At 70.9% G+C, this 20,675-nt stretch carries 19 protein-coding genes and 1 tRNA gene; 7 read left to right on the forward strand and 13 right to left on the reverse strand.

Features of this window, described 5'->3' with window-relative positions:
* Nucleotide 1 precedes the first annotated feature (1 nt).
* On the forward strand, nt 2-316 hold the full coding sequence (locus tag ACQEV1_RS49140; RefSeq protein WP_433406153.1) for a DUF5313 family protein: 315 nt from the start codon (nt 2-4) through the stop codon (nt 314-316).
* Nucleotides 317-358: 42 nt separating this feature from the next.
* Here the strand turns inward: ACQEV1_RS49140 and ACQEV1_RS49145 are convergent, their stop codons facing one another.
* A complete protein-coding gene (locus ACQEV1_RS49145; protein ID WP_433404770.1) occupies nt 359-775 on the reverse strand; it encodes a hypothetical protein in 417 nt (138 codons plus the stop codon).
* A gap of 59 nt (nt 776-834) precedes the next feature.
* Nucleotides 835-2,223 (reverse strand): NAD(P)H-quinone dehydrogenase, encoded by a 1,389-nt coding sequence (locus tag ACQEV1_RS49150; protein ID WP_285625458.1) that lies wholly within the window; start codon nt 2,221-2,223, stop codon nt 835-837.
* Between the two features lie 70 nt (nt 2,224-2,293).
* Here ACQEV1_RS49150 and ACQEV1_RS49155 point away from each other — a divergent pair, with 70 nt between their 5' ends.
* The 6 genes from ACQEV1_RS49155 (at nt 2,294) to ACQEV1_RS49180 (ending at nt 7,524) form a co-directional block, all read left to right on the forward strand.
* Nucleotides 2,294-2,746: a gamma-glutamylcyclotransferase gene (locus ACQEV1_RS49155; RefSeq protein ID WP_285625457.1), complete on the forward strand. Its 453-nt coding sequence runs from the start codon at nt 2,294-2,296 to the stop codon at nt 2,744-2,746.
* Between the two features lie 36 nt (nt 2,747-2,782).
* Nucleotides 2,783-3,583 carry a purine-nucleoside phosphorylase gene (locus ACQEV1_RS49160; protein ID WP_285625455.1) on the forward strand — a complete coding sequence of 267 codons (801 nt, stop codon included), beginning with the start codon at nt 2,783-2,785 and terminating at the stop codon, nt 3,581-3,583.
* A gap of 10 nt (nt 3,584-3,593) precedes the next feature.
* Entirely contained in the window at nt 3,594-5,240 is a 1,647-nt protein-coding gene (locus ACQEV1_RS49165) for a phospho-sugar mutase (RefSeq protein WP_433404775.1), read from the forward strand.
* Nucleotides 5,241-5,358: 118 nt separating this feature from the next.
* Nucleotides 5,359-6,582, forward strand: coding sequence for a histidine kinase (locus ACQEV1_RS49170; RefSeq protein WP_285625451.1), 1,224 nt, complete (start codon nt 5,359-5,361; stop codon nt 6,580-6,582).
* Between the two features lie 199 nt (nt 6,583-6,781).
* A complete protein-coding gene (locus ACQEV1_RS49175) occupies nt 6,782-7,423 on the forward strand; it encodes a response regulator (RefSeq protein WP_285625449.1) in 642 nt (213 codons plus the stop codon).
* Nucleotides 7,424-7,448: 25 nt separating this feature from the next.
* Nucleotides 7,449-7,524 (forward strand) — tRNA-Gly (locus tag ACQEV1_RS49180).
* A gap of 19 nt (nt 7,525-7,543) precedes the next feature.
* Here ACQEV1_RS49180 and ACQEV1_RS49185 read toward each other — a convergent pair.
* The 11 genes from ACQEV1_RS49185 to ACQEV1_RS49235 all read right to left on the reverse strand — a co-directional run bounded on the left by ACQEV1_RS49185 (nt 7,544) and on the right by ACQEV1_RS49235 (nt 20,642).
* The gene (locus tag ACQEV1_RS49185) at nt 7,544-8,158 is read right to left on the reverse strand and encodes a PH domain-containing protein (protein ID WP_433404779.1); all 615 of its coding nucleotides are present in this window, start codon (nt 8,156-8,158) and stop codon (nt 7,544-7,546) included.
* On the reverse strand, nt 8,155-9,240 hold the full coding sequence (locus ACQEV1_RS49190) for an adenosine deaminase (RefSeq protein ID WP_285579418.1): 1,086 nt from the start codon (nt 9,238-9,240) through the stop codon (nt 8,155-8,157). The genes ACQEV1_RS49185 and ACQEV1_RS49190 overlap by 4 nt, the downstream gene beginning before the upstream one ends.
* A gap of 946 nt (nt 9,241-10,186) precedes the next feature.
* A complete protein-coding gene (locus ACQEV1_RS49195; RefSeq protein WP_433404782.1) occupies nt 10,187-11,464 on the reverse strand; it encodes a thymidine phosphorylase in 1,278 nt (425 codons plus the stop codon).
* A 180-nt stretch (nt 11,465-11,644) separates the two neighbouring features.
* Entirely contained in the window at nt 11,645-12,037 is a 393-nt protein-coding gene (locus ACQEV1_RS49200; RefSeq protein ID WP_285625442.1) for a cytidine deaminase, read from the reverse strand.
* The gene (locus ACQEV1_RS49205; protein ID WP_432705603.1) at nt 12,037-13,290 is read right to left on the reverse strand and encodes an ABC transporter permease; all 1,254 of its coding nucleotides are present in this window, start codon (nt 13,288-13,290) and stop codon (nt 12,037-12,039) included. The genes ACQEV1_RS49200 and ACQEV1_RS49205 overlap by 1 nt, the downstream gene beginning before the upstream one ends.
* Nucleotides 13,290-14,381 (reverse strand): ABC transporter permease, encoded by a 1,092-nt coding sequence (locus tag ACQEV1_RS49210; RefSeq protein WP_433404784.1) that lies wholly within the window; start codon nt 14,379-14,381, stop codon nt 13,290-13,292. The genes ACQEV1_RS49205 and ACQEV1_RS49210 overlap by 1 nt, the downstream gene beginning before the upstream one ends.
* Nucleotides 14,378-15,898 (reverse strand): ABC transporter ATP-binding protein, encoded by a 1,521-nt coding sequence (locus ACQEV1_RS49215; protein ID WP_285625437.1) that lies wholly within the window; start codon nt 15,896-15,898, stop codon nt 14,378-14,380. The genes ACQEV1_RS49210 and ACQEV1_RS49215 overlap by 4 nt, the downstream gene beginning before the upstream one ends.
* Before the next feature lie 75 nt (nt 15,899-15,973).
* Nucleotides 15,974-17,005 carry a BMP family lipoprotein gene (locus ACQEV1_RS49220; protein WP_433404787.1) on the reverse strand — a complete coding sequence of 344 codons (1,032 nt, stop codon included), beginning with the start codon at nt 17,003-17,005 and terminating at the stop codon, nt 15,974-15,976.
* A gap of 178 nt (nt 17,006-17,183) precedes the next feature.
* Nucleotides 17,184-18,458 carry an amidohydrolase gene (locus tag ACQEV1_RS49225; protein ID WP_285625433.1) on the reverse strand — a complete coding sequence of 425 codons (1,275 nt, stop codon included), beginning with the start codon at nt 18,456-18,458 and terminating at the stop codon, nt 17,184-17,186.
* Entirely contained in the window at nt 18,445-19,611 is a 1,167-nt protein-coding gene (locus ACQEV1_RS49230; RefSeq protein WP_433404790.1) for a glutamate--cysteine ligase, read from the reverse strand. The genes ACQEV1_RS49225 and ACQEV1_RS49230 overlap by 14 nt, the downstream gene beginning before the upstream one ends.
* Nucleotides 19,612-19,859: 248 nt before the next feature.
* Nucleotides 19,860-20,642 carry a maleylpyruvate isomerase family mycothiol-dependent enzyme gene (locus ACQEV1_RS49235; protein ID WP_433404793.1) on the reverse strand — a complete coding sequence of 261 codons (783 nt, stop codon included), beginning with the start codon at nt 20,640-20,642 and terminating at the stop codon, nt 19,860-19,862.
* Nucleotides 20,643-20,675: the final 33 nt, after the last annotated feature.

The raw sequence follows: 20,675 nt of genomic DNA on the forward strand, positions 1-20,675 counted from the left end.
CCTGCGGCTTCTCCGGTACGCCGCGGGGTTCCGGCTGCCGGAGGAGAACCACGGCTGGGTCCGGCACGACCTGACCGACGCGGGGTGGCGCGGCCGCATGCTGGCCCGCCACCTCGCGCTCATGGTGCCGGTGTGCGTGCTGCTCGGCCTGCTGCCCGCCCCGTGGGGCATCCGCGTCGCGGTGGGCCTGCTGGCCCTGCTGAGCAGCACGTTCGTCGTCATGGTCAACTCGAACGACGTCCGCCGCGCCCACCTGCGCCAGCACGGCCTGCCGGTCCCCGACGACTCCGAACGCGACGACCGTCCTCCGCGCTGACGCTTTGTCCACAGCCTGTGGACAAGGCGTCCACACTCATCGTCAGCCGCCTGACGTGGCCGCGAGCTCAAGGTCGAAATCGACCACCCAGTGGAGCTCTTCGCGTCCGTCCGACTGAAGGAACGCTTGGAGCTGCTGCGCGAACTGCTCCTCATCGCCCCGGTCATCCGGGCGGTAGACCAGAATGCCCACCCGGGCACGGCGGATCACCAGTCCCACCCCGAAGTAGTCGATTCTGAGCGAGACGTCATCCACGGACGCGGCCTGAACGGTCAAGCCCGTACGCGCGATGAGCCGCACGTCACCAGCCGCCAGCCAGAAGCGCCGGCCATCGGCGAGGACGAGCTCCGCTTCCTTGCGCTTGCCGCCACCGAGCAGCGTCAACCGTTCGAACGCGCTGCCGTCGACGGGCAGCGGTCGCCAGATCGTTTCTTCGCGATTCCATATCGTGGCCTTCACGGCACGGACAGTAGCGACCGGTAGTGACAGGATGACGTCTGGCCGGTACAGCGCGGAGCCTAGTAGGCCGACTCCTGCATCAGGCGGCGGGACGCCTCGGTGATGCTGCCGGAGACGGACGGGTACACCGCGAAGGTGTGGGCGACCTGGTCGACCGTCAGGTGCTGCTGGACGGCCATGGACAGGCCCAGGATCAGTTCGCTCGCGCGTGGGGCGACGATCACGCCGCCCAGGACGATGCTCGTCGCCGGACGGCAGAACAGCTTCACGAAGCCGTCGAGGAAGCCCTGCATCTTCGCCCGCGGGTTGGTCGACAGCGGCAGCTTCACGATGCGCGCCGGGACCTCGCCCGAGTCGATCTGGGCCTGTGTGACGCCGACCGCGGCGACCTCCGGGTCGGTGAAGATGTTCGCCGCCACCCAGCCGAGCTTCAGCGGCTGCACCGCCTCGCCGAGGGCGTGCCACATGGCGATCCGGCCCTGCATCGCGGCGACCGAGGCGAGCATCAGGACGCCGGTGCAGTCGCCCGCGGCGTACACGTGGGCCGCCGACGTGCGGGAGACCTTGTCGACCTGGACGAAGCCGCGATCGTCGAGGCGTACGCCGGCCTCCTCCAGGCCCAGGCCCTTGGTGTTGGGCACCATGCCGACCGTCATGAGGCAGTGCGAGCCCTCGACCTTGCGGCCGTCGGTGAGCGTCACCTCGACGCCGTCGCCGGTGCGGCGGACGCCCGCCGCCCGCGAACGGGCCAGCAGCTCCATGCCGCGGCGCTGGAAGACGTCCTCGAGCACGCGGGCGGCGTCCTCGTCCTCGTTGGGCAGCACGTGGTCACGCGAGGACACGAGCGTCACACGCGACCCGAGAGCGAGGTACGCGCCGGCGAACTCGGCGCCGGTCACACCGGAGCCGACCACGATCAGATGCTCGGGGAGCTCGGGCAGCTCGTACAGCTGGCGCCAGTTGAGGATGCGCTCGCCGTCGGGCTCGGACCCGGGCAGCACGCGCGGGGTCGCACCGGTGGCGATGAGGACGACGTCGGCCTGGATCCGCTCGTCGCCGACGGCGACGATCTGCGGGTCGACGAGGCGGGCGTCGCCGTGGACGATCCGGACGCCCTCGGCGGAGACCCGGTCCTCGATGTCGGCGGACTGCGCCCAGGCGAGCTCGCGGACGCGCTTGTTGACGAGGGGAAGATCGACCTCCAGGCCGCCCACGACGCCGTCGGCGCCGCCGGAGAACCGGACGCCCAGCGAGGCGGACTCCGAGAGGGTCGCCATGCGGGTGGATGTCGCGATGAGTGTCTTGGAGGGCACACAGTCGGTCAGCACGCAAGCACCGCCGGGGCCGTCGCGTTCGACGACGGTCACATCGGCGCCGAGCTGCGCGGCGACGAGCGCGGCCTCGTAGCCGCCCGGACCCCCTCCGATGATGGCTATGCGTGTACTCACATGCTTCATTCTCCCGCACTCCGGGAGTTAACGTGCCGCCACGGTCGCCCAGGCCGTACGCTGGGCGATCGTGGCCTTGTATGCGGCGTACGCCTCCAACATGGATCCCGACCAGATGGCGGAGCGGGCTCCGCACTCGCCCATGCGCACCACGGGCTGGTTGCAGGACTGGCGGCTGACCTTCGGAGGAGAGAACGTCGGCTTCGAGGGCGCCCTGGCCACCGTGGCCGAGGCCTCCGGCGAGCACGTCTTCGTGGTGCTGTACGACGTGCCGGAGTTCGACGAGCAGGCGCTGGACGGGTGGGAGGGCGCCGCGCTCGGCGTCTACCGCAAGATCCGCGTACGGATCGCCACCCTCGACGGCGACGTGCTCGCGTGGCTCTACGTCCTCGACGCCTACGAGGGCGGCCTGCCCTCAGCCCGCTACCTCGGCATTCTCGCCGACGCGGCGGAGAAGGCCGGAGCGCCGGACGACTACGTCAAGGATCTGCGCACCCGGCCCTGCAAGTCCCTCGGCGACTGATCAGAATCCGGCCAGACCTGGGTAATCTTGGCGGCTGTGAGCAACGACGCCTACGATCTCGCCCGCTGGGCGGCCGACGGGCTGCGCCGGCACGTCTCCGCCGACTCATTCGACGTCGCCCTGGTCATGGGCTCGGGCTGGGTGCCCGCCGCCGACGCGCTGGGCGCGCCCGCGGCCGAGGTGAACATGACCGAGCTGCCCGGATTCGCGCCCCCGGCGGTGCCGGGCCACTACGGGCGGATCCGCCTCGTCGAGATCGGTGACAAGACCGCTCTCGTGTTCCTCGGCCGCACGCATCTGTACGAGGGCCACGGGCCCGCGGCGGTCGCCCACGGGGTCCGTACGGCCCTCGCGGCGGGCGTGAAGACGGTCGTGCTGACCAACGCCGCGGGGGGCACCCGGCCCGAACGGCAGAAGGTCGGCGACCCGGTGCTCATCTCCGACCACCTCAACCTCACCGGCCACAACCCCATCGCCGGCCCGAACTTCATCGACCTCACGGACGCCTACTCGCCCGCCCTGCGGACCCTGGCCAAGGAGATCGACCCCAGCCTGTACGAGGGCGTGTACGCGGCGCTGCCCGGCCCCTCGTACGAGACCCCGGCCGAGATCCGGATGCTGCGGACGCTCGGCGCGGACCTGGTCGGCATGTCCACCGTTCCGGAGACGATCGCGGCGCGGGAGGGCGGGGCCTCGGTCCTGGGCATCTCGCTCGTGACCAACATCGCCGCCGGGCTGGCCGGCAAGCCGCTGGACCACGCGGAGGTCCTGGCCGCCGGCCGGGCGTCCGCGGCGCGCATGGGCGAACTGCTCGGGAAGCTCATCCGGGGCCTTTGAGGAGACGCACATGAGCGAGCACGGCGGCGACAGGGCGCGGGCCGAGGCGTGGCTGGGACAGGATCCCGACCCGGAGACGCGGGCGGAGCTGCGGGCCCTGCTCGACGACCCGGCGGCGCTGGCCGACCGGTTCGGGGCGAAGCTGGAGTTCGGCACGGCGGGGCTCCGCGGCGAACTGGGCGCCGGCCCGAACCGCATGAACCGCGTGACGGTCATGCGCGCCGCGGCGGGCCTGGCCTCGGTGCTGACCTCGCGCGACGACCTCCGGGAGTCCTCCGGCGGCGTCTCGGTGGTGATCGGGTACGACGCGCGGCACAAGTCCGACGTGTTCGCCGAGGACTCCGCGGCCGTGCTGACGGGTGCGGGCGTCACGGTGCACCTCATGCCCCGGCCGCTGCCGACGCCGGTCCTCGCGTACGCCGTGCGCCACCTGGGCTGCGCCGCCGGGATCATGGTCACGGCCAGCCACAACCCGCCCCGGGACAACGGCTACAAGGTCTACTGGGAGGACGGCGCGCAGATCATCCCGCCGCTCGACCAGGAGATCTCCACTGCGATCGACGCGGTCGGCCGGGTCGACGAGCTGCCGCGGGGCACCGACTGGCGCGTGCTGGACGAGACGGTCGTGGAGGCGTACCTGCGGTCGCTGGCCCGGCTGCCGCTCGGGACGGCGCGCGACCTGACGGCCGCGTACACGCCCCTGCACGGCGTGGGCGGCGCGGTGCTGGCCCAGGCGTTCGCCTGGTGCGGCTTCCCGGAGCCGGACGTCGTCGCCGAGCAGGCCGCCCCCGATCCGGACTTTCCGACCGTGGCCTTCCCGAACCCGGAGGAGCCCGGAGCCATGGACCTGGCGCTCACCCTCGGCAAGGGCCGCGACCTGGTGATCGCCAACGACCCGGACGCCGACCGGTGCGCGGTCGCGGCCGGCGGGCGGATGCTGACCGGTGACGAGGTCGGCGGTCTGCTCGCGGAGTACGTCCTGCGGCACACCGATGGGGCCGACCGGCTCGTGGCCACGACGATCGTGTCCTCGTCCCTCCTGCGCGCGATCGCGGCGGAGCACGGCGTGCGGCACGCCGAGACGCTGACCGGCTTCAAATGGATCATGAAGGCCGGCACCGACCGCGACCGGCTCGTCTACGGCTACGAAGAAGCGCTGGGCTACTCGGTGGGCGGCGACGACGGCGTGCCCGTACGTGACAAGGACGGCATCGGCACGGCCCTCATGGTGGCCGCGATGGCCGCCTCGGCCAAGGAGTCGGGCCGTACGCTGCTGGACCTGCTGGACGACCAGGCGCGGCGGTACGGCCTGCACGCGACGGCGCAGCTGTCCGTCCGGGTGGAGGACCTGTCGGTCATCGCGGACGCGATGGCGCGGCTGCGAGAGTCGCCGCCGGGCGAGCTCGCGGGCCGTACGGTGACCGAGGTCGACGACCTGGCGGAGGGCCTCGACGGCCTGCCGCCGGCGGACGTGGTACGCCTGCGCCTGTCCGACGGCGGCCGCGTGATCGTCCGGCCGTCCGGCACCGAACCGAAGCTCAAGTGCTACCTGGAGGTCGTCGTCCCGGTGACGTCCTCGCCGGAGGAGGCCCGTACGCGGGCCGCCGGGGACCTCACCGCCCTCCGCGAGGCCATGGCGGACACCCTGGGCCTCTAGGCGTCTCGACCGCGTCTCGGCCTCATCGGCGCAGGCCAGCGGCTGATACCGACGGCTAGGGGAGCGTCGACTTTGGTCGCTACCCGCCGCCCGCCGGCCCCGCTTACCGTAGGGAACCATGAGCGGCACCGAGGCCCCCCGGCCGGACTACCCTTGGCTGCTTCCCGCGTTGCTCGCCAACGGCGAGGAGGACCGTGTGCGCCGGTCCGCCCGCGACTGGGTGATCGACGTCCTCTGCTTCCTGCTGGCGTCCGGCTTCGGCGCCTGCATGGTGTACGTCACCGGACATGGCGTCCACCCCGCCCCTCATCCGCCGCGGATGCCCGACGTCATCCTCGGCGCCGCCTCGTGCCTGCTGCTCTGGTGGCGCCGGCGCTGGCCGGTGCCGATCGCGCTCGCCCTCGCCGTCTTCGGAGCCCTCTCGGTGACCTCCATCGGCGCTGCGGCCATCCTCGTGTTCACCGTCGCCGTTCACCGGCGGTTCCGCACGGTCGCGCTGGTCGCCGCCGCGCACATCGCCAGCGGCGGGGTCTACGCGGTGCTCTATCCCGATCCGAACGAGTCGTACTGGGTCGGCCTGCTGTGGACGGTCATCGTCATCGGCGCCGTCGTCGCGTGGGGCATGTTCGTCCGTGCGCGGCGGCAACTCGTCCTCTCGCTGCGCGACCGCGCGGTGCGGGCCGAGTCCGAGCAGCAGCTCCGCGTCGAGCAGGCCCGCCACCAGGAGCGCGCCCGCATCGCACGGGAGATGCACGACGTGCTCGCCCATCGGATCTCACTGCTCAGCGTGCACGCGGGCGCGCTGGAGTTCCGCCCCGACGCGCCTTCGGAGGAGATCGCGCAGGCGGCCGGGGTGATCCGGGCCAGCGCGCACCAGGCGCTCCAGGACCTGCGGGAGGTGATCGGTGTCCTCCGCGACGACGCGAGCGACGGCGCGCCCGAGCGCCCGCAGCCCAGCCTCACCGACCTGCCCGCGCTGATCGACGAGTCCCGCCGGGCCGGCATGGCGGTCCGCTGGGAGAACCGCATCCGCGACGTGACGAAGGTGCCGGCCAACATCGGCCGCAGCGCGTACCGCACGGTCCAGGAGGGGCTGACCAACGCCCGCAAGCACGCGCCCGGGGCGGCCGTCCAGGTGATGGTGGACGGGGCGGCCGGCACGGGCCTGACGGTCGAGGTGCGCAACCCGATGGTGAAGGCCGCCCCGGAGATCCCCGGCGCGGGCGCGGGCCTCATCGGCCTGACCGAACGCGCGACGCTGGCCGGCGGCCGCCTCGAACACGGCCGTACGCGCCAGGGCGACTTCCGGGTGCACGCCTGGCTCCCCTGGCCCGCCGCCTGATTGACGTGCTCCCCGGTTCATAACCCGAGACGAACTGTGCCCATCAGCGGATGATCTGCGTGCACAGCTGCGAAATGGCTCAGGCCGAGGAACGGAGGGACCTACACGCAAGGTCGTAAGTCACTGTCCAGGACACGGCCGTTGCTCAGGATAGGGCGAAAGAGGCTGATCTGCCGGGCGGACGGCTAGTCTGTGCGGCGTGACCATCCGCGTACTGATCGTTGACGATGACGCCCTGGTCCGTACGGGGCTGTCGATGATGCTCGCCGGGGCCGAGGATCTGCGGATCGTCGGTGAGGCCGACGACGGCGACAAGGTCGGCGCGCTCGTGGCCGAACAGGCGCCCGACGTGGTGCTCATGGACATCCGGATGCCGAGGATGGACGGGCTGGCCGCCACCGAGCAGGTACGGCGCCGCGACGGCGCGCCGGAGATCATCATCTTGACGACGTTCGACGCGGACGAGCACGTCGTACGGGCCCTGCGGGCGGGGGCCGGCGGGTTCCTGCTCAAGGACACGCCGCCGGCCGACATCATCAACGCCATCCGCAAGGTCGCGGCCGGCGAGCCGATCCTGTCTCCGAGCGTCACGCGGCGGCTGATCGCCCAGGTCACCGAGGTGCGGCGCAGCCCCGCGCTGGCGTTGCTCGACCAGCTCAGCGAACGCGAGCGCGAGGTCGTGGTCGCCATCGGGCAGGGCAAGTCGAACGCGCAGATCGGCAAGGACCTGTACATGAGCGTCGCGACCGTCAAGGCGCACGTCTCGCGGCTGCTCACCAAACTGGATCTGAACAACAGAGTTCAGGTCGCTCTGCTCGCGCATGACGCCGGACTCGTCTGAGGATCCGGTATTCTTACGGAGTCACGCGGACGTGGCTCAGTTGGTAGAGCATCACCTTGCCAAGGTGAGGGTCGCGGGTTCGAATCCCGTCGTCCGCTCCAGTTTTCTTCGGGCCGTCGGCTAGACGGACGCGATGATGATGGTCACCACGGTCAGGGCCGCCGGTACGACCAACGCCATGATCGCGGGCCACGCCCACGTCGACGTCACCGTACCCGGGGTGCCCTCGTCCTTCTTGCGCTCGGCGGCGAGCTCGCGGAGCTGCTCGACCGTGAAGTCGGTCGCCGTACGGCCGCGCATGTACTCGGCGACGGCCTCGGGCAGCTTCTTGTCCTCGCGCCGGGCCTTCAGCTCGGTCCTGGCGCGTGCGCGGGGCGAGGTCTGCAGCACGAAGGCGCGGTGCCGCTCCTCGCCGACGTACGCGTAGACCGCGTCGCCGCCCTCGAAGCGGTCGATCGCGCCCCATGGCAGGCGGACGTCGCGCAGCAGGTTGTGGAAGCGGACCGCCTCGTCGTCGGCGACGACGCGCGGGCGCAGCGCGACGGTGTAGGCGATGCCGCAGCCCAGCAGCATGACCGCGGCGGCCACCACCGACGCCATGTCGCGGCCCCGCCAGGCGAGGTCGGCGAGGTTGAGGACCGCGAACACGATCCAGGCCCAGCCGCAGAACCGGATGCCGCCGGACAGGAACGTACGGGCGCCGGGCGCCGCCTTGGGGAACACCGTGGCGCTCATGCGTGCGAACGCCACTTCAGCTGCGCGAAGCCGGGTTTGATGACTCCGTTGATGAGCTCCAGCCTCTCGTCGAAGCCGATGAAGGCGGACTTCATGGCGTTGACCGTGAACCACTGCAGGTCGTCCCAGCCGTAGTCGAACGCCTCGACCAGCTTGGCGAACTCCTCCGACAGCGTGGTGCCGCTCATCAGCCGGTTGTCGGTGTTGACCGTCACGCGGAAGTAGAGACGCCGCAGCGGCCCGATGGGGTGGGCGGCGATCGACTTGGCGGCTCCGGTCTGGACGTTGGAGCTGGGACACATCTCCAGCGGGATGCGCTTGTCGCGCACGTACGCGGCGAGCCGGCCGAGCTGTGGCCGCTCGCCGTCGCGGTCGGTGATGTCGTCGATGATGCGGACGCCGTGGCCGAGTCGGTCGGCGCCACACCACTGGATGGCCTGCCAGATGGACGGGAGCCCGAACGCCTCGCCCGCGTGGATGGTGAAGTGGGCGTTCTCGCGCTGGAGGTACTCGAAGGCGTCGAGGTGCCGGGTCGGCGGATACCCCGCCTCCGCGCCGGCGATGTCGAAGCCGACCACCCCGGCGTCGCGGTAGCGGACCGCCAGCTCGGCGATCTCCATGCTGCGCGCCTGGTGACGCATCGCGGTCAGCAGCGTGCCGACGCGGATGCCGAAGTCGCGGCCGCCGTCGGCGAAGCCCTTGAGCACGGCCTCGACGACCTGCTCCAGCGACAGCCCGTTGCGGGTGTGCTGCTCGGGGGCGTAGCGGACCTCGGCGTACACGACGCCGTCGCTCGCCAGGTCCTCGGCGCACTCGTACGCGACCCGGGTCAGCGCCTCGGCGGTCTGCATGACGCCGACCGTGTGTTCGAAGGTCTCCAGGTAGCGCTCCAGCGAGCCGGAGTCGGACGCCTCGGCGAACCAGGTGCGCAGGTTGTCCGGGTCGGCGGCGGGCAGCCCGTCATAGCCCGTCTCGCGGGCGAGATCGGCGATGGTCGCCGGGCGCAGCCCCCCGTCAAGGTGATCGTGCAGCAACACCTTGGGGGCCCGCCGGATGTCATCGAGCGAAGGCCGGTTGGTCACGTGTCGCACATTACCCGCAGCCAGGCCGGATGGGCGCCGATCATCCTCTTGCCTGTGGACGGTCGATGCCGCCGCCGTCGCGTGTCCCCGACGCCCTGGTTCCGGCCGGAACCGCCGAGGCCTCCGTCCACAGGCCTGTGTACCGCCTGTTGATTACCGCGACATCCTGTGGAAAAGTCGGCGATCACCGCTCTGAGCTGGCCGAATAGCGACACCTCGACTTGTCGGCCGCCCGCTGGAGCGGAGAGTTATCCACAACTTGTGGAACGCCTTGTCCCCTGCCGCCCCCAACGGAAGGATGGAAATGGGGGGGCCGCCAGGCATCACCGTCGATGGCGGTCCGGCAGCGGCCGTCCGACGGACTCGCCCGAGGGGGTCACGTGCTGGTCCGGCGCCATGGCGGCGGGTCGTGCGCCGCACGCAGGGCACCACCACGGCGGATCACGCGCCACACGCAGGACACCACCACGGCGGATCACGCGCCACACGCAGGACACCACCACGGCGGATCACGCGCCACACGCAGGACACCACCACGGCGGATCACGCGCCACACGCAGGACACCACGGCCCGGCGGGCGCTACCCGCCCGGCGTAACGCGTGTGGCGGCGCCCCCCTGCCAGACCCACGCTTGCGACGGCGCGCTCGCCGAATGCCGATCTCCCACCCGGTCCCCGGCCGAGGCCGGGTTCCACGACGCTTCGGCTGCCACGGTCCCGAGCCACCGCGGCCAGGCCGTAGCTTCGCGATCCGCTCATCGGCCACCGCCCGGTGCCGGAGCTGAGCGATGTGGACTTCGCCGAGTCCCTCACCCCTCGGCATGGGAAACGGGCTCCGCCCGTAGGGGAGATCGCACCGATGCCGCCATCGCGGCCCATCGGCTCCAGTGCTGGATCGCGAGCCTGAGGACCCACGTCGGCACCAAAGCCGACCCGCGCTCGGTCCTCAGGCGATGCGGTCGATGATCAAAGGCGACTCGGTGAACGCCTCGCCGATCTCGTACGCGCCCTCCAGGGCCTCCAGGGCCCGGCCGAAACGGTCCGCCGTGTCCGCATGCAGGGTCAGCAGCGGCTCGCCCTCGCGGACGCGGTCGCCTGGTTTCGCGTGCAGGGTGATGCCCGCCGCGTGCGACACCGGGTCCTCCTTGCGTGCGCGGCCGGCGCCCAGGCGCCACGCCGCCACGCCCACTCCGTACGCGTCCAGGCGGGTCAGTACGCCCGTCGCCGGGGCCGCCACCTGGCAGGTCTCGTTCGCCACCGGCAGTGCGGCGTCCGGGTCACCGCCCTGGGCGCTGATCATCTGACGCCAGGCGTCCATCGCCGAACCGTCGCGCAACGCCTCGGCCGGGTCCTTCGCGCCGGTCAGGCCCGCCGCGGCGAGCATCTCGCGGGCCAGTGCCACGGTCAGTTCGACCACGTCCGCCGGGCCGCCGCCGCTCAGGACCTCCACCGACTCCGCCACCTCCACCGCGTTGCCCACGGTGAGGCCGAGCGGCGTCTCCATCGCGGTCAGCAGGGCGACGGTGTTCAGCCCGTGGTCGCTGCCGATGTCGACCATGGTCCGGGCCAGTTCCCGCGCGTCGTCGGCGTTCTTCATGAACGCACCCGAGCCCGCCTTCACGTCCAGCACCAGCGCGCCCGTGCCTTCGGCGATCTTCTTGGACATGATCGAGCTGGCGATCAGCGGGATCGACTCGACCGTGCCGGTGACGTCGCGCAGGGCGTACAGCTTGCGGTCGGCCGGGGCCAGGCCCGAGCCGGCGGCGCACACCACCGCTCCCGCCTTGCCCAGGACGTCCAGCATCTCCTCGTTCGACAGCGACGCCCGCCAGCCCGGGATCGACTCCAGCTTGTCGAGGGTTCCGCCGGTGTGGCCCAGGCCGCGCCCGGACAGCTGCGGGACGGCCGCGCCGCAGGCGGCGACCGTCGGGGCCAGCGGGAGGGTGATCTTGTCGCCGACGCCGCCGGTTGAGTGCTTGTCGGTGGTCGGCCGGTCGAGCCGGGACCAGTCCATCCGCTCGCCCGAGCGGATCATGGCCTCGGTCCACCGCGCGACCTCGGCCCGGGTCATCCCGCGCAGGAGGATCGCCATCGCCAGAGCGGCCATCTGCTCCTCGGCGATCTCGCCGCGGGTGTACGCGGCGACGGCCCAGTCGATCTGCTCCGGGCTCAGCGAACCGCCGTCGCGCTTGGTGCGGATGACATCGACCGCGTCGAAACTCATGGTCGCGCTCCCCTCCTCACTCGCTCCACGGCCGACTCGTCCCTCGCCGGCCACTCCGCTCGCTCGTCGGCTCGCCGCTCCGCGTTCATGGTCGCGCTCCCCTCCTCACTCGCTCCGCGGCCGACTCGTCCCTCGCCGGCCACTCCGCTCGCTCGTCGGCTCGCCGCTTGGTGTTCATGATCATCTCTCCAGGTCGTGCGGGCCGAACGCGTCCGGTAGTACCTCGCTCATCGGCTGTATGCCGCGCGTGGTCTCCAGCAGCATCGACGGCCCGCCGTGCTCCCACAGCAGCTGGCGGCAGCGTCCGCACGGCATCACCGGGTCGCCGTGGCCCTCGACGACCGACACCGCGACGAGGCGTCCGCCACCGGTGCCGTGCAGCGCCGAGACCAGGCCGCACTCCGCGCAGAGCCCGACCCCGTACGAGGCGTTCTCCACGTTGCAGCCGGTCACGATCCGGCCGTCGTCGGTCAGGCCCGCGGCGCCGACCGGATAGTCGGAGTACGGCGCGTACGCGCGGCTCATCGCCGAACGGGCCGCCTCCCGCAGCGCGGGCCAGTCGATGTCGGCCATCAGTGTCCTCCCCCTCGCCGGTAGCGCATGCCGTCGGCGGCGGGCATCCGCAGCCGCTGCGCGGCGAACGCGAGGACGAGCAGGGTCGTGATGTGCGGGCTGTACGTGACGATCTCCCGCGGCAGCGCGTCGGTCAGGAAGAACCACACGAGCACGCCGGCGCCGACCACGGCCGAGACCGCCGCCGCGACGACCCGCCGCCGGTAGCCGCGCCACACCGCCAGCGCCAGCAGCCCGATGCCGATCAGCAGCAGCATGGCGTGCACCGCGCCGGCGCCGCCGCGCAGCTGCAGCGCGTCGGTGTACCCGAACAGGCCGGCGCCGCCGGCGACCATCCCCGGCCGCCAGTTGCCGAAGATCATCGCGGCGAGGCCGATGTAACCGCGGCCGTTGACCTGCCCCTCCTGGTAGTTCGAGGACGCCACCATGGCCAGGAACACCCCGCCGATGCCGGCGAGCGCACCCGAGATGACCACGGCGGAGTACTTCATCCGGTACACCTTCACGCCGAGCGACTCGGCGGCGACCGGATTCTCCCCGCAGGAGCGCAGCCGCAACCCGAACGCGGTGTGCCAGAGCAGGTAGTACGAGACCGGCACGAGCAGGATGCCGAGGAGCGTGATCGGCGAGAGGTTCGTCAGCACGCCGCGGACCAGGCCGGCCAGGTCCGAGATGAGGATCCAGTGGTGCTTCTCCAGCGAGCCGAGCGGCTTGCCGACCCCGGGCACGCTCCACGTCGGGAAGCTCGGCAGCGGCGGCGACTGCGTCGCCCCGCCACCCTTCTCGTCGGTGAACAGCAGGTCCGACAGGTAGCGCGTCACGCCGGGCGCGAGGATGTTGAGCGCGACACCGGACACGATGTGGTCGACGCCGAACGTCACCGTCGCGACCGCGTGCAGCAGCCCGCCGACGGCTCCCGCGACGATGCCGCCGAGCAGCCCCAGCCACGGGTTGCCGCTGAAGTAGGACGCGAAGGCGGCACCCCACGTACCGAAGGTCATCATGCCTTCGAGGCCGATGTTGACGACGCCCGAGCGTTCGGACCACATGCCGCCGAGCGCGGCCATGCCGATCGGCACCGCGAGGGCCAGCGTCGCGCCCATGGTGCCGCTGGAGGTGATGTCGGACTCACCGGTGATCAGCCGCAGCAGGATCAGCGCGATGAAGATGCCGCCGCCGACGGCCAGCATCCGGGTCCGGCGCCGCTCGCGGTCGCCGGTGCGCGGCGCCGGAGTCCGGATCTCCTGCTCGATCATGCGGCGACCTCTCCGAGCTGGGCGGCGACATGCCGCTGGTCGATGCGCTGGCCGACCCGGCTGACGACCTCGTAGACGACGACCACCGACAGGAGCACCGCGGCCTGGGTGATCGCCACGATCTCCTTGGGGATGTCGTTGAAGTCCAGGATCTGCGATGACACGTCCAGGAACGCCCACAGCAGGGACGCGAACGCGATGCCGACCGGGCCGTTGCGGCCGAGCAGCGCGATGCCGATCCCGGTGAGCCCGATGCCGGTCGGGAAGTTCAGGGAGTAGGTGTAGGACTCGCCGAGCAGCTGCGGCATGCCGATCAGGCCCGCGATCGCGCCGGAGATGACCATGGCCATGACGACCATGCGCCTGGCGTCGACCCCGCTGGCCACGGCCGCGCTCTGGGAGAGGCCGGTCGCCCGCAGGTCGAAACCGAACCTCGTGCGGTTGATCATGAACCAGAACCCGATGCCGGCCAGGATGGCGATCACCAGGAGGCTGTAGAGCTTCAGGTCGGTGCCGGGGAAGGGCGTACCGGGTACCCGGCCGGAACGGGAGATCGTCTTGGTGCCGATGTTGTTCGGGCCGAGCTGCACCGCGAGCCGGCCCGGATTCAGCAGATAGGCGATGATCCCGGTGGCGATGAAGTTCAACATGATCGTCGAGATGACCTCGCTCACGCCGCGGGTCACCTTCAGCAGGGCGGGGACGGCCGCCCACAGGCCGCCGACCAGCACCGCGACGACGATGATCACGAGCTGGTGGAGCACGGGGGGCAGGGACCACGCGCCGCCCGCCGCCGCGGCGAGCATCGCCGCGAGCCGGTACTGCCCGTCCACGCCGATGTTGAACAGGTTCATCCGGAACCCGACCGCCACGGCGAGCGCGGACAGGTAGTAGCCGGCCGCCTTGTTCAGCGTGTTGACGATGCTGTCCGGCTCCTTGCCGAACTCGAACATCGCCTGGAACGTCGACGGCGGGTTGAACCCGCTGATCGACAGCACGATCGAGGTGATCGCGATCGAGAAGACCAGCGCGACGAACGCCGCGACGAGAGTGCGGGTCCAGGACCTCGCGAACAGACGGTGGATCACGCGGCGCTTTCCTCTCCGGCGCCGGTCATGAGGGAGCCGAGCTGGTCCGGTGTGATGGTGGCGGGATCGGCCTCGCCGACGAGCCGGCCGCGCAGGATCACCCGCAGCGTGTCCGACATGCCGATCAGCTCGTCGAGGTCGGCCGAGATGAGCAGCACGGCGAGGCCCTCGGCTCTGGCGTGCCTCAGGTGGTCCCAGATCGCCGACTGCGCGCCCACGTCGACGCCGCGCGTCGGGTGGGCGGCGATGAGCAGCTTGGGATCGCCGGACATCTCCCGGCCGACGATCAGCTTCTGCTGGTTGCCGCCGGACAGCGAGGCGGCGGTGACGTCGATGTTCGGCGTCCGTACGTCGTAGTCGCGGACGATCCGCTCGGTGTCGTTCCGCGCGCCCTGCCGGTCGATCAGCCCGCCTTTGACGTTCGGCGGGCGGGTCTGGTGGCCGAGGATGCGGTTCTCCCACAACGGGGACTCCAGCAGCAGGCCGTGCCGGTGCCGGTCCTCGGGGATGAAGCCGATGCCGGCCTCCCGGCGCCGCCGGGTCGCCATGCCGGTCAGGTCGGTGTCGCCGAGCCGTACGACGCCGGCGGCGAGCGGCAGCATGCCCATGATCGCCTCGACCAGCTCCGCCTGGCCGTTGCCCTCGACTCCGGCGATGCCGAGGATCTCACCCTCGTGGATGGTCAGGGAGACGTCGTCGACGACCGCGCGGCCGGTGGCGTCGCGTACGGTGACGCCGTCCATGGTCAGGACGGGGACGTCGGTCACGGTCGACTCGCGCAGCTCCGGCACGGGCAGTTCGCTGCCGACCATGAGCTCGGCGAGCTGCCGGGCGGTGACGTCACCGGGCCGCACGGTGTCGACCGTGGTGCCCCGCCGGATGACCGTGATCGTGTCGGCCACCGACAGCACCTCGTCGAGCTTGTGCGAGATGAAGATGACGGTGAGGCCCTCGCGCTTGAGGTCGCGCAGGTTGCCGAACAGCTCCTCGACCTCCTGGGGCACCAGCACCGCGGTGGGCTCGTCCAGGATGAGGATCTTCGCGCCGCGGTACAGCACCTTGAGGATCTCCACGCGCTGGCGGGCGCCGACGCCGAGTTGCTCCACGAGGCGGTCGGGCTCGACGCCGAGGCCGTACTGGTGGGAGATCTCCTCGATCCGCCGCCGGGCCTTCCCGCCGATGCCGTGGAGTCTCTCCGCGCCGAGGACGACGTTCTCCAGAACGCTGAGGTTGTCGGCGAGCATGAAGTGCTGGTGCACCATGCCGATGCCGCGGGCGATGGCGTCGGACGGGCTGTGGAGGGCGACCTCCACACCATCCACCTTGATCGTCCCCTCGTCCGGCCGCTGCATGCCGTAGAGGATCTTCATCAGGGTGGACTTGCCGGCGCCGTTCTCCCCGACGATGGCGTGCACCGTACCGGCCGCGACCTCGATGTCGATGTCGTGGTTGGCCACGACACCGGGAAAACGCTTGGTGATGCCGTGCAGCTCGACCGCCGGCTCAGTGGTGGACATGGGCTGCTCCTACGCCAGTGAGCCCGGGAGGACGGCCGAGCCGGCCGGCCTCCCGGGCCCGAGCACCGAACGCCGTCACTTCTCGGGCGGCGTGATCTTTCCGGAGATGATCTGCTGCTTGAGGTCGTTCAGCGTGGTCGTCATGTCGCCCAGCGCCGACGGGTTGGACATGGCGTAGTCGATGCCGTCGTTCTTGAGGCTGAAGCGGAGGTCGCCCTTCTGCACGGTGCCGTCGCCGACGCTCTTGACGAAGTTGAACACCGCGGTGTCCACACGCTTGAGCATCGAGGTCAGCACGTACGGCTTCTCCGCCGCCGACGCCGTCTGCCACTGGTCGGAGTCGACGCCGATGAACCACTTCTTCGCCGACGCCGCCGCCTCAAGGGACCCGCTGCCGGACAGACCCGCAGCGACGTACACCACGTCCGCGCCCTGGTCGTACATGCCCTGAGCGATCGTCTTGCCCTTGGCCGGGTCCTTGAAGCCGCTGAAGTCCGGCGGCTGGGAGATGTACTTGATCTGAATCTTGATCTTCGGGTTGATCTTCTTGGCGCCCGCGACGTACCCGGCCTCGAACTTCTTGATCAGCGGGGTCTGCACGCCGCCGACGAAGCCGATGTTGCCGGTCTGGGACTTCTTGGCGGCCGCCGCGCCCACGAGGTAGGAGCCCTCCTGCTCGGCGAAGAGCAGGTCGGTCACGTTCGGCTGCTGGATCGTGTTGTCGTCGACGATGGCGAACTTGGTGTTCGGGTACTTCGGCGCGACCTTGCCGAGCGCCGTGGCGTACACGAAGCCGACCGCGACGACCGGGTTGTAGCCCGACTTGGCCAGCAGCTCGAGCCGCTGGATCTTGTCGTTGTCGCTCTCGCCCTCTTTGGCCTCGAGGTCCTTGACGTCGAGCTTGAGCTCCTGCTGGACCTTCTGCAGACCGGCGTACGCGGCGTCGTTGAACGACTTGTCACCCCGGCCGCCGACGTCGTAGGCGAGGCCGACCTTCAGGGTCTTCTTGCCGTCGCCGCCACCACCACCGGTGGTCGCCTTCTTCCCGCCACACCCGGCGGCGCTGAGCGCCATGACCGCGCTCGCCGCGACGGCGACTATCTTCACTCCACGGCGCAAGGTAGCTCCTCCGTTAGTACCGGCCCCGCCCGAAATATGCCACTGGCATGAATCTTTTGGACCCTATTGGGCCCCGGGGACCGGACGGAACAAAGCTACCGTGTCGCAACGTGTCCGTTATCAAGGCGAAAGCGCATCGTCACAGGTCAAGCCATATAAACGCGAGTCAGGCAGGCTCACCGACCGGCTCGGTGGCTCCCGCGCGGCGGCTCTCCCACAGCGCGGTGAGCGCGGTGGCCACCATCACGCGGACGCCGACGGCGATGCAGTGCTCGTCGACGTCGAACGTGCCCCGGTGGAGGTCGTACGCACCCGCCATGCCGGGCGCCGACACACCGAGCCGAGCCAGCGCGCCCGGAATCGACTCCAGGTACCAGCCGAAGTCCTCGCCGCCGAGGCTCTGCGGAGTGGTCGTCACCGCGCCGTCGCCCAGCACGCTGATGACCGCGGCGCGGAACATGTCCACGCTGGTCTTCTCGTTGACGGTGGGGGGAACGCCACGGACGTAGTCGAGCTCGGCCTTGACGTCGTACGCGGTGGCCACGGAGTCGAGCAGGGCCTTCATCAGGTCGGGAGCCGAGTGCCACGCCTCGTCGTCGAGGCAGCGCACGGTGCCCTGGGCGACGCCGTCGTCGGGAATGGCGTTGGCCACCGAGCCGGCCGCGATCTGCCCCCAGACCAGGCTGAGGCTGGAACGCGGGTCGACGCGGCGCGAGAGCGCGGCGGGCAGCTCGGTCACGATCTTGGCCAGGGCGTAGACCAGGTCGGCGGTCAGGTGCGGCCGCGCGGTGTGGCCGCCCGGACCGGTGACGCGGACGTTGACCTTGTCGCACGCGGCGGTGATGGGGCCGACCCGCAGGCCGACCTGCCCGACCTCCACGCGGGGGTCGCAGTGGAGGGCGAAGACGCGGTCGACGCCGGCGATGCCGCCGGCCGCCATGACGTCGAGGGCGCCGCCGGGGTTCTCCTCGGCCGGCTGGAAGATCAGCCGCACACGGCCGGGCACCTGCCCGGCCTCCGCCTGCTGGGCGAAGAACCGTGCGACACCCAGCATGATCGTGGTGTGGACGTCGTGCCCGCAGGCGTGCGCGACGCCCGGCACCGTCGAACGGTAGGGGACGTCCTTCTCGTCCGGCAGGGGCAGCGCGTCAATGTCGGCGCGCAGCGCCACGACCGGTCCGTCTCCGCAGCCGACCTCGCAGATGAGGCCCGTGCCCTTGGGGAGCGGCACCGGGCGCAGCCCGGCCGCGGTCAGCTCCTCCGCGATGCGGGCGGTCGTGCGGTGCTCGGCGTAGCCGAGCTCGGGGTGCATGTGGATGTCGCGTCGGAAGGCGATCAGCCGGTCTTCCTGACTGGTGAGGTAGGAGTCGAGCTGCGCCCGCAGCCCTCCCGTCCCCGGCTCGTCCGTGGGCTCACCGCCGGGGAGTTCAGATCCCCGCATGTGTCACCTCCCGTGGATTCACGAATCTGTCCTCCCGGAACTCTGTGATGCTGGCGCCGACGACGTCCTCGATCGAGCCGCCGGCGGCGATGATGCCGCGCTGACGCTCGTACGGGGCGCCGTGGTCGAGCACCTCCGAGACGACCTTCAGGTCTTCGGCGCAGCCGAGCCGGTCCGCGATGGGCTCCAGCTCGTGCACCAGTTCGTACAGCTCGTCGCGGAGCGGAGCCGTCGTGCCCTGGTCATCGGTGATGACGATGGCGTCCAGGCCGTACCGCGTCGCACGCCACTTGTTGTCGCGTACGACCCACGCGGCCGGGCTCGGCAGGGTGTAGCCCCGGTCGAGCTGGTGGTCGAAGAGCTCGACGAGCGACTGGCACAGCGCCGCCGCCATGCCGACCTCGCGAAGAGTCGGGATGCCGTCGAACATCCGGATCTCGATGGTGCCGAAGTCCGGATGCGGGCGGATGTCCCACCACACCTCTTTGATGCTGCGGATCGTGCCGGCCCGCAGCAGGGTCTCCATGTAGTCCTCGAACTCGCCCCAGTCGGCGAGCAGGTGCGGCGGCCCGGCCGTGGGGAGCTGGCCGAACACGATCGCCCGGCTCGACGCGAGCCCGGTGTCGCTGCCGCTCCAGAAGGGGCTGGAGGCGGTCAGGGCGAGGAAGTGCGGCAGGTAGGCCGACAGCGCGTTCACCATCGGCACGGCCTTCTCCGCCGAGCGCACGCCGACGTGGACGTGGACGCCGTAGGTCTGGATGCGCCGGGCGAGCCACTGCATCTGTTCGACGAGCTCGGCGTAGCGCTGGACCGGCGCCATGACGGCGTCGCGCCAGTCACTGATCGGGTGGGTGCCGGTGCAGGCGAGCGCGGTCCCCCGCGGGTCGGTGACGGACCGCAGGTCGGCGATTGACGCGGCGAGGTCGGCGCGGGCCTCGGAGACCGTGTCGCAGATGCCGGTGACGATCTCGACGGTCGACTCCATGAGCTCGTGCCGGATCTTGGGCATCTCCTGCGCCTCGCTGAGGCCGGGCACCGCGGCCAGCACCTCGCGCGCGTCCTGGCGCAGGCGCTTGGTCTCGGCGTCGACGAGCTGAAGCTCCCACTCGACGCCGAGGGTCGCCCCTCGTGATGCGTTGAACTCGATGGCCACGGCCAACCTCCGATCTCAATCCTTGCAGGTTAATGCCGCGCACGTGGCACAATCCGGCCAGGACGTCCCGACGTGGCAGCGATCGCGCGCCGCGCCGGACCAGGTGACCATGATGCCGTCGACGGCACGCGACCTCGCGACGTCTTTGCCCCGCGATGAGCGGTTGACTCAAGCTGAGCACCACTCCGGTCGAACACGCCACCCGTTTCGGCTACGCGCACTCCCTACTAATGATCAAATTGACCATGTCAGGGCGTGACCGCCATGCCCGCCAGCACCCGGCGTGCCAGCTCGGGGTCACCGCCGACCTCCACGTCGGCCGCGTCGCCCGTCACGCGCCCACCGCCGAGCCGGACGAACGTCTCCCACGCCATGCGGAGCCGTACGGTCGGCTCCGCGTCACCGTCGGGGCCGTCGTGAAAGCGTGCCCGGCGGTCGTCGCCGACGACGACGCGCCAGCGGTGCTCCGGCGTCTCGACGACCACCGTCTGCCCGGGCGCGGCCGCGGCGCGCTTGCCCACGACGTACGGCAGGGAGCCTTCGAGCACCAGGCGCGAGCAGTCCGCCCCGGGTCCGTCGAGGTTGCCCGGCCGGCCGGTCGCCCGGCGCACGTCCTGCTCGTGCATCCAGACGTCGAAGGCCCGGTGACGCATGAAGTCGCCGTAGGCCATGGCCGGCCCGAACGGGGTCGTGACGACCTCGGCCAGGTCGACCGCTCCGGAACGCAACGCGGCGACGCGCCGCTCGATGACGTCACGCAGGTCGCCGAGGATCTCACCCGGCGGGTCGGCGCGGCGTGCCTCGACGTCGAGCTCGGTGTTGGCCGAGGTGCGGGTCTCACCGTCGTCGGCGTCGCCGAGCAGCCAGCGTTCGATTCCCAGGATATGTGAGTACTGATCCTTGACCGACCAGCCCGGACACTCCGTCGGGCGGTCCCAGTCGGCCGCGGTGAGTTCGTCCGCGAGCGCGACCATCGACCGCGCCGCCTGCTCGAAGCCGTCGATGTTCGCCCGCCAGGCCGTCTCGCCCATACCCGCCTCCAGTATCCGGTGGTCGCGTACCCA

Origin of the sequence: Actinoallomurus sp. CA-142502, from assembly GCF_050936355.1 — a bacterium.
GTDB classification, from domain to species: domain Bacteria; phylum Actinomycetota; class Actinomycetes; order Streptosporangiales; family Streptosporangiaceae; genus Actinoallomurus; species Actinoallomurus iriomotensis.

What these genes read in the sequence shown, in the direction of transcription:
- ACQEV1_RS49165 (WP_433404775.1), top strand. Translation starts at nt 3,594, where the DNA reads ATGAGCGAGCACGGCGGCGACAGGGCGCGGGCCGAGGCGTGGCTGGGA.
- ACQEV1_RS49195 (WP_433404782.1), bottom strand. Translation starts at nt 11,464, where the DNA reads ATGAGTTTCGACGCGGTCGATGTCATCCGCACCAAGCGCGACGGCGGT.
- ACQEV1_RS49215 (WP_285625437.1), bottom strand. Translation starts at nt 15,898, where the DNA reads ATGTCCACCACTGAGCCGGCGGTCGAGCTGCACGGCATCACCAAGCGT.
- ACQEV1_RS49170 (WP_285625451.1), top strand. Translation starts at nt 5,359, where the DNA reads ATGAGCGGCACCGAGGCCCCCCGGCCGGACTACCCTTGGCTGCTTCCC.
- ACQEV1_RS49185 (WP_433404779.1), bottom strand. Translation starts at nt 8,158, where the DNA reads ATGAGCGCCACGGTGTTCCCCAAGGCGGCGCCCGGCGCCCGTACGTTC.
- ACQEV1_RS49200 (WP_285625442.1), bottom strand. Translation starts at nt 12,037, where the DNA reads ATGGCCGACATCGACTGGCCCGCGCTGCGGGAGGCGGCCCGTTCGGCG.
- ACQEV1_RS49235 (WP_433404793.1), bottom strand. Translation starts at nt 20,642, where the DNA reads ATGGGCGAGACGGCCTGGCGGGCGAACATCGACGGCTTCGAGCAGGCG.
- ACQEV1_RS49225 (WP_285625433.1), bottom strand. Translation starts at nt 18,458, where the DNA reads ATGCGGGGATCTGAACTCCCCGGCGGTGAGCCCACGGACGAGCCGGGG.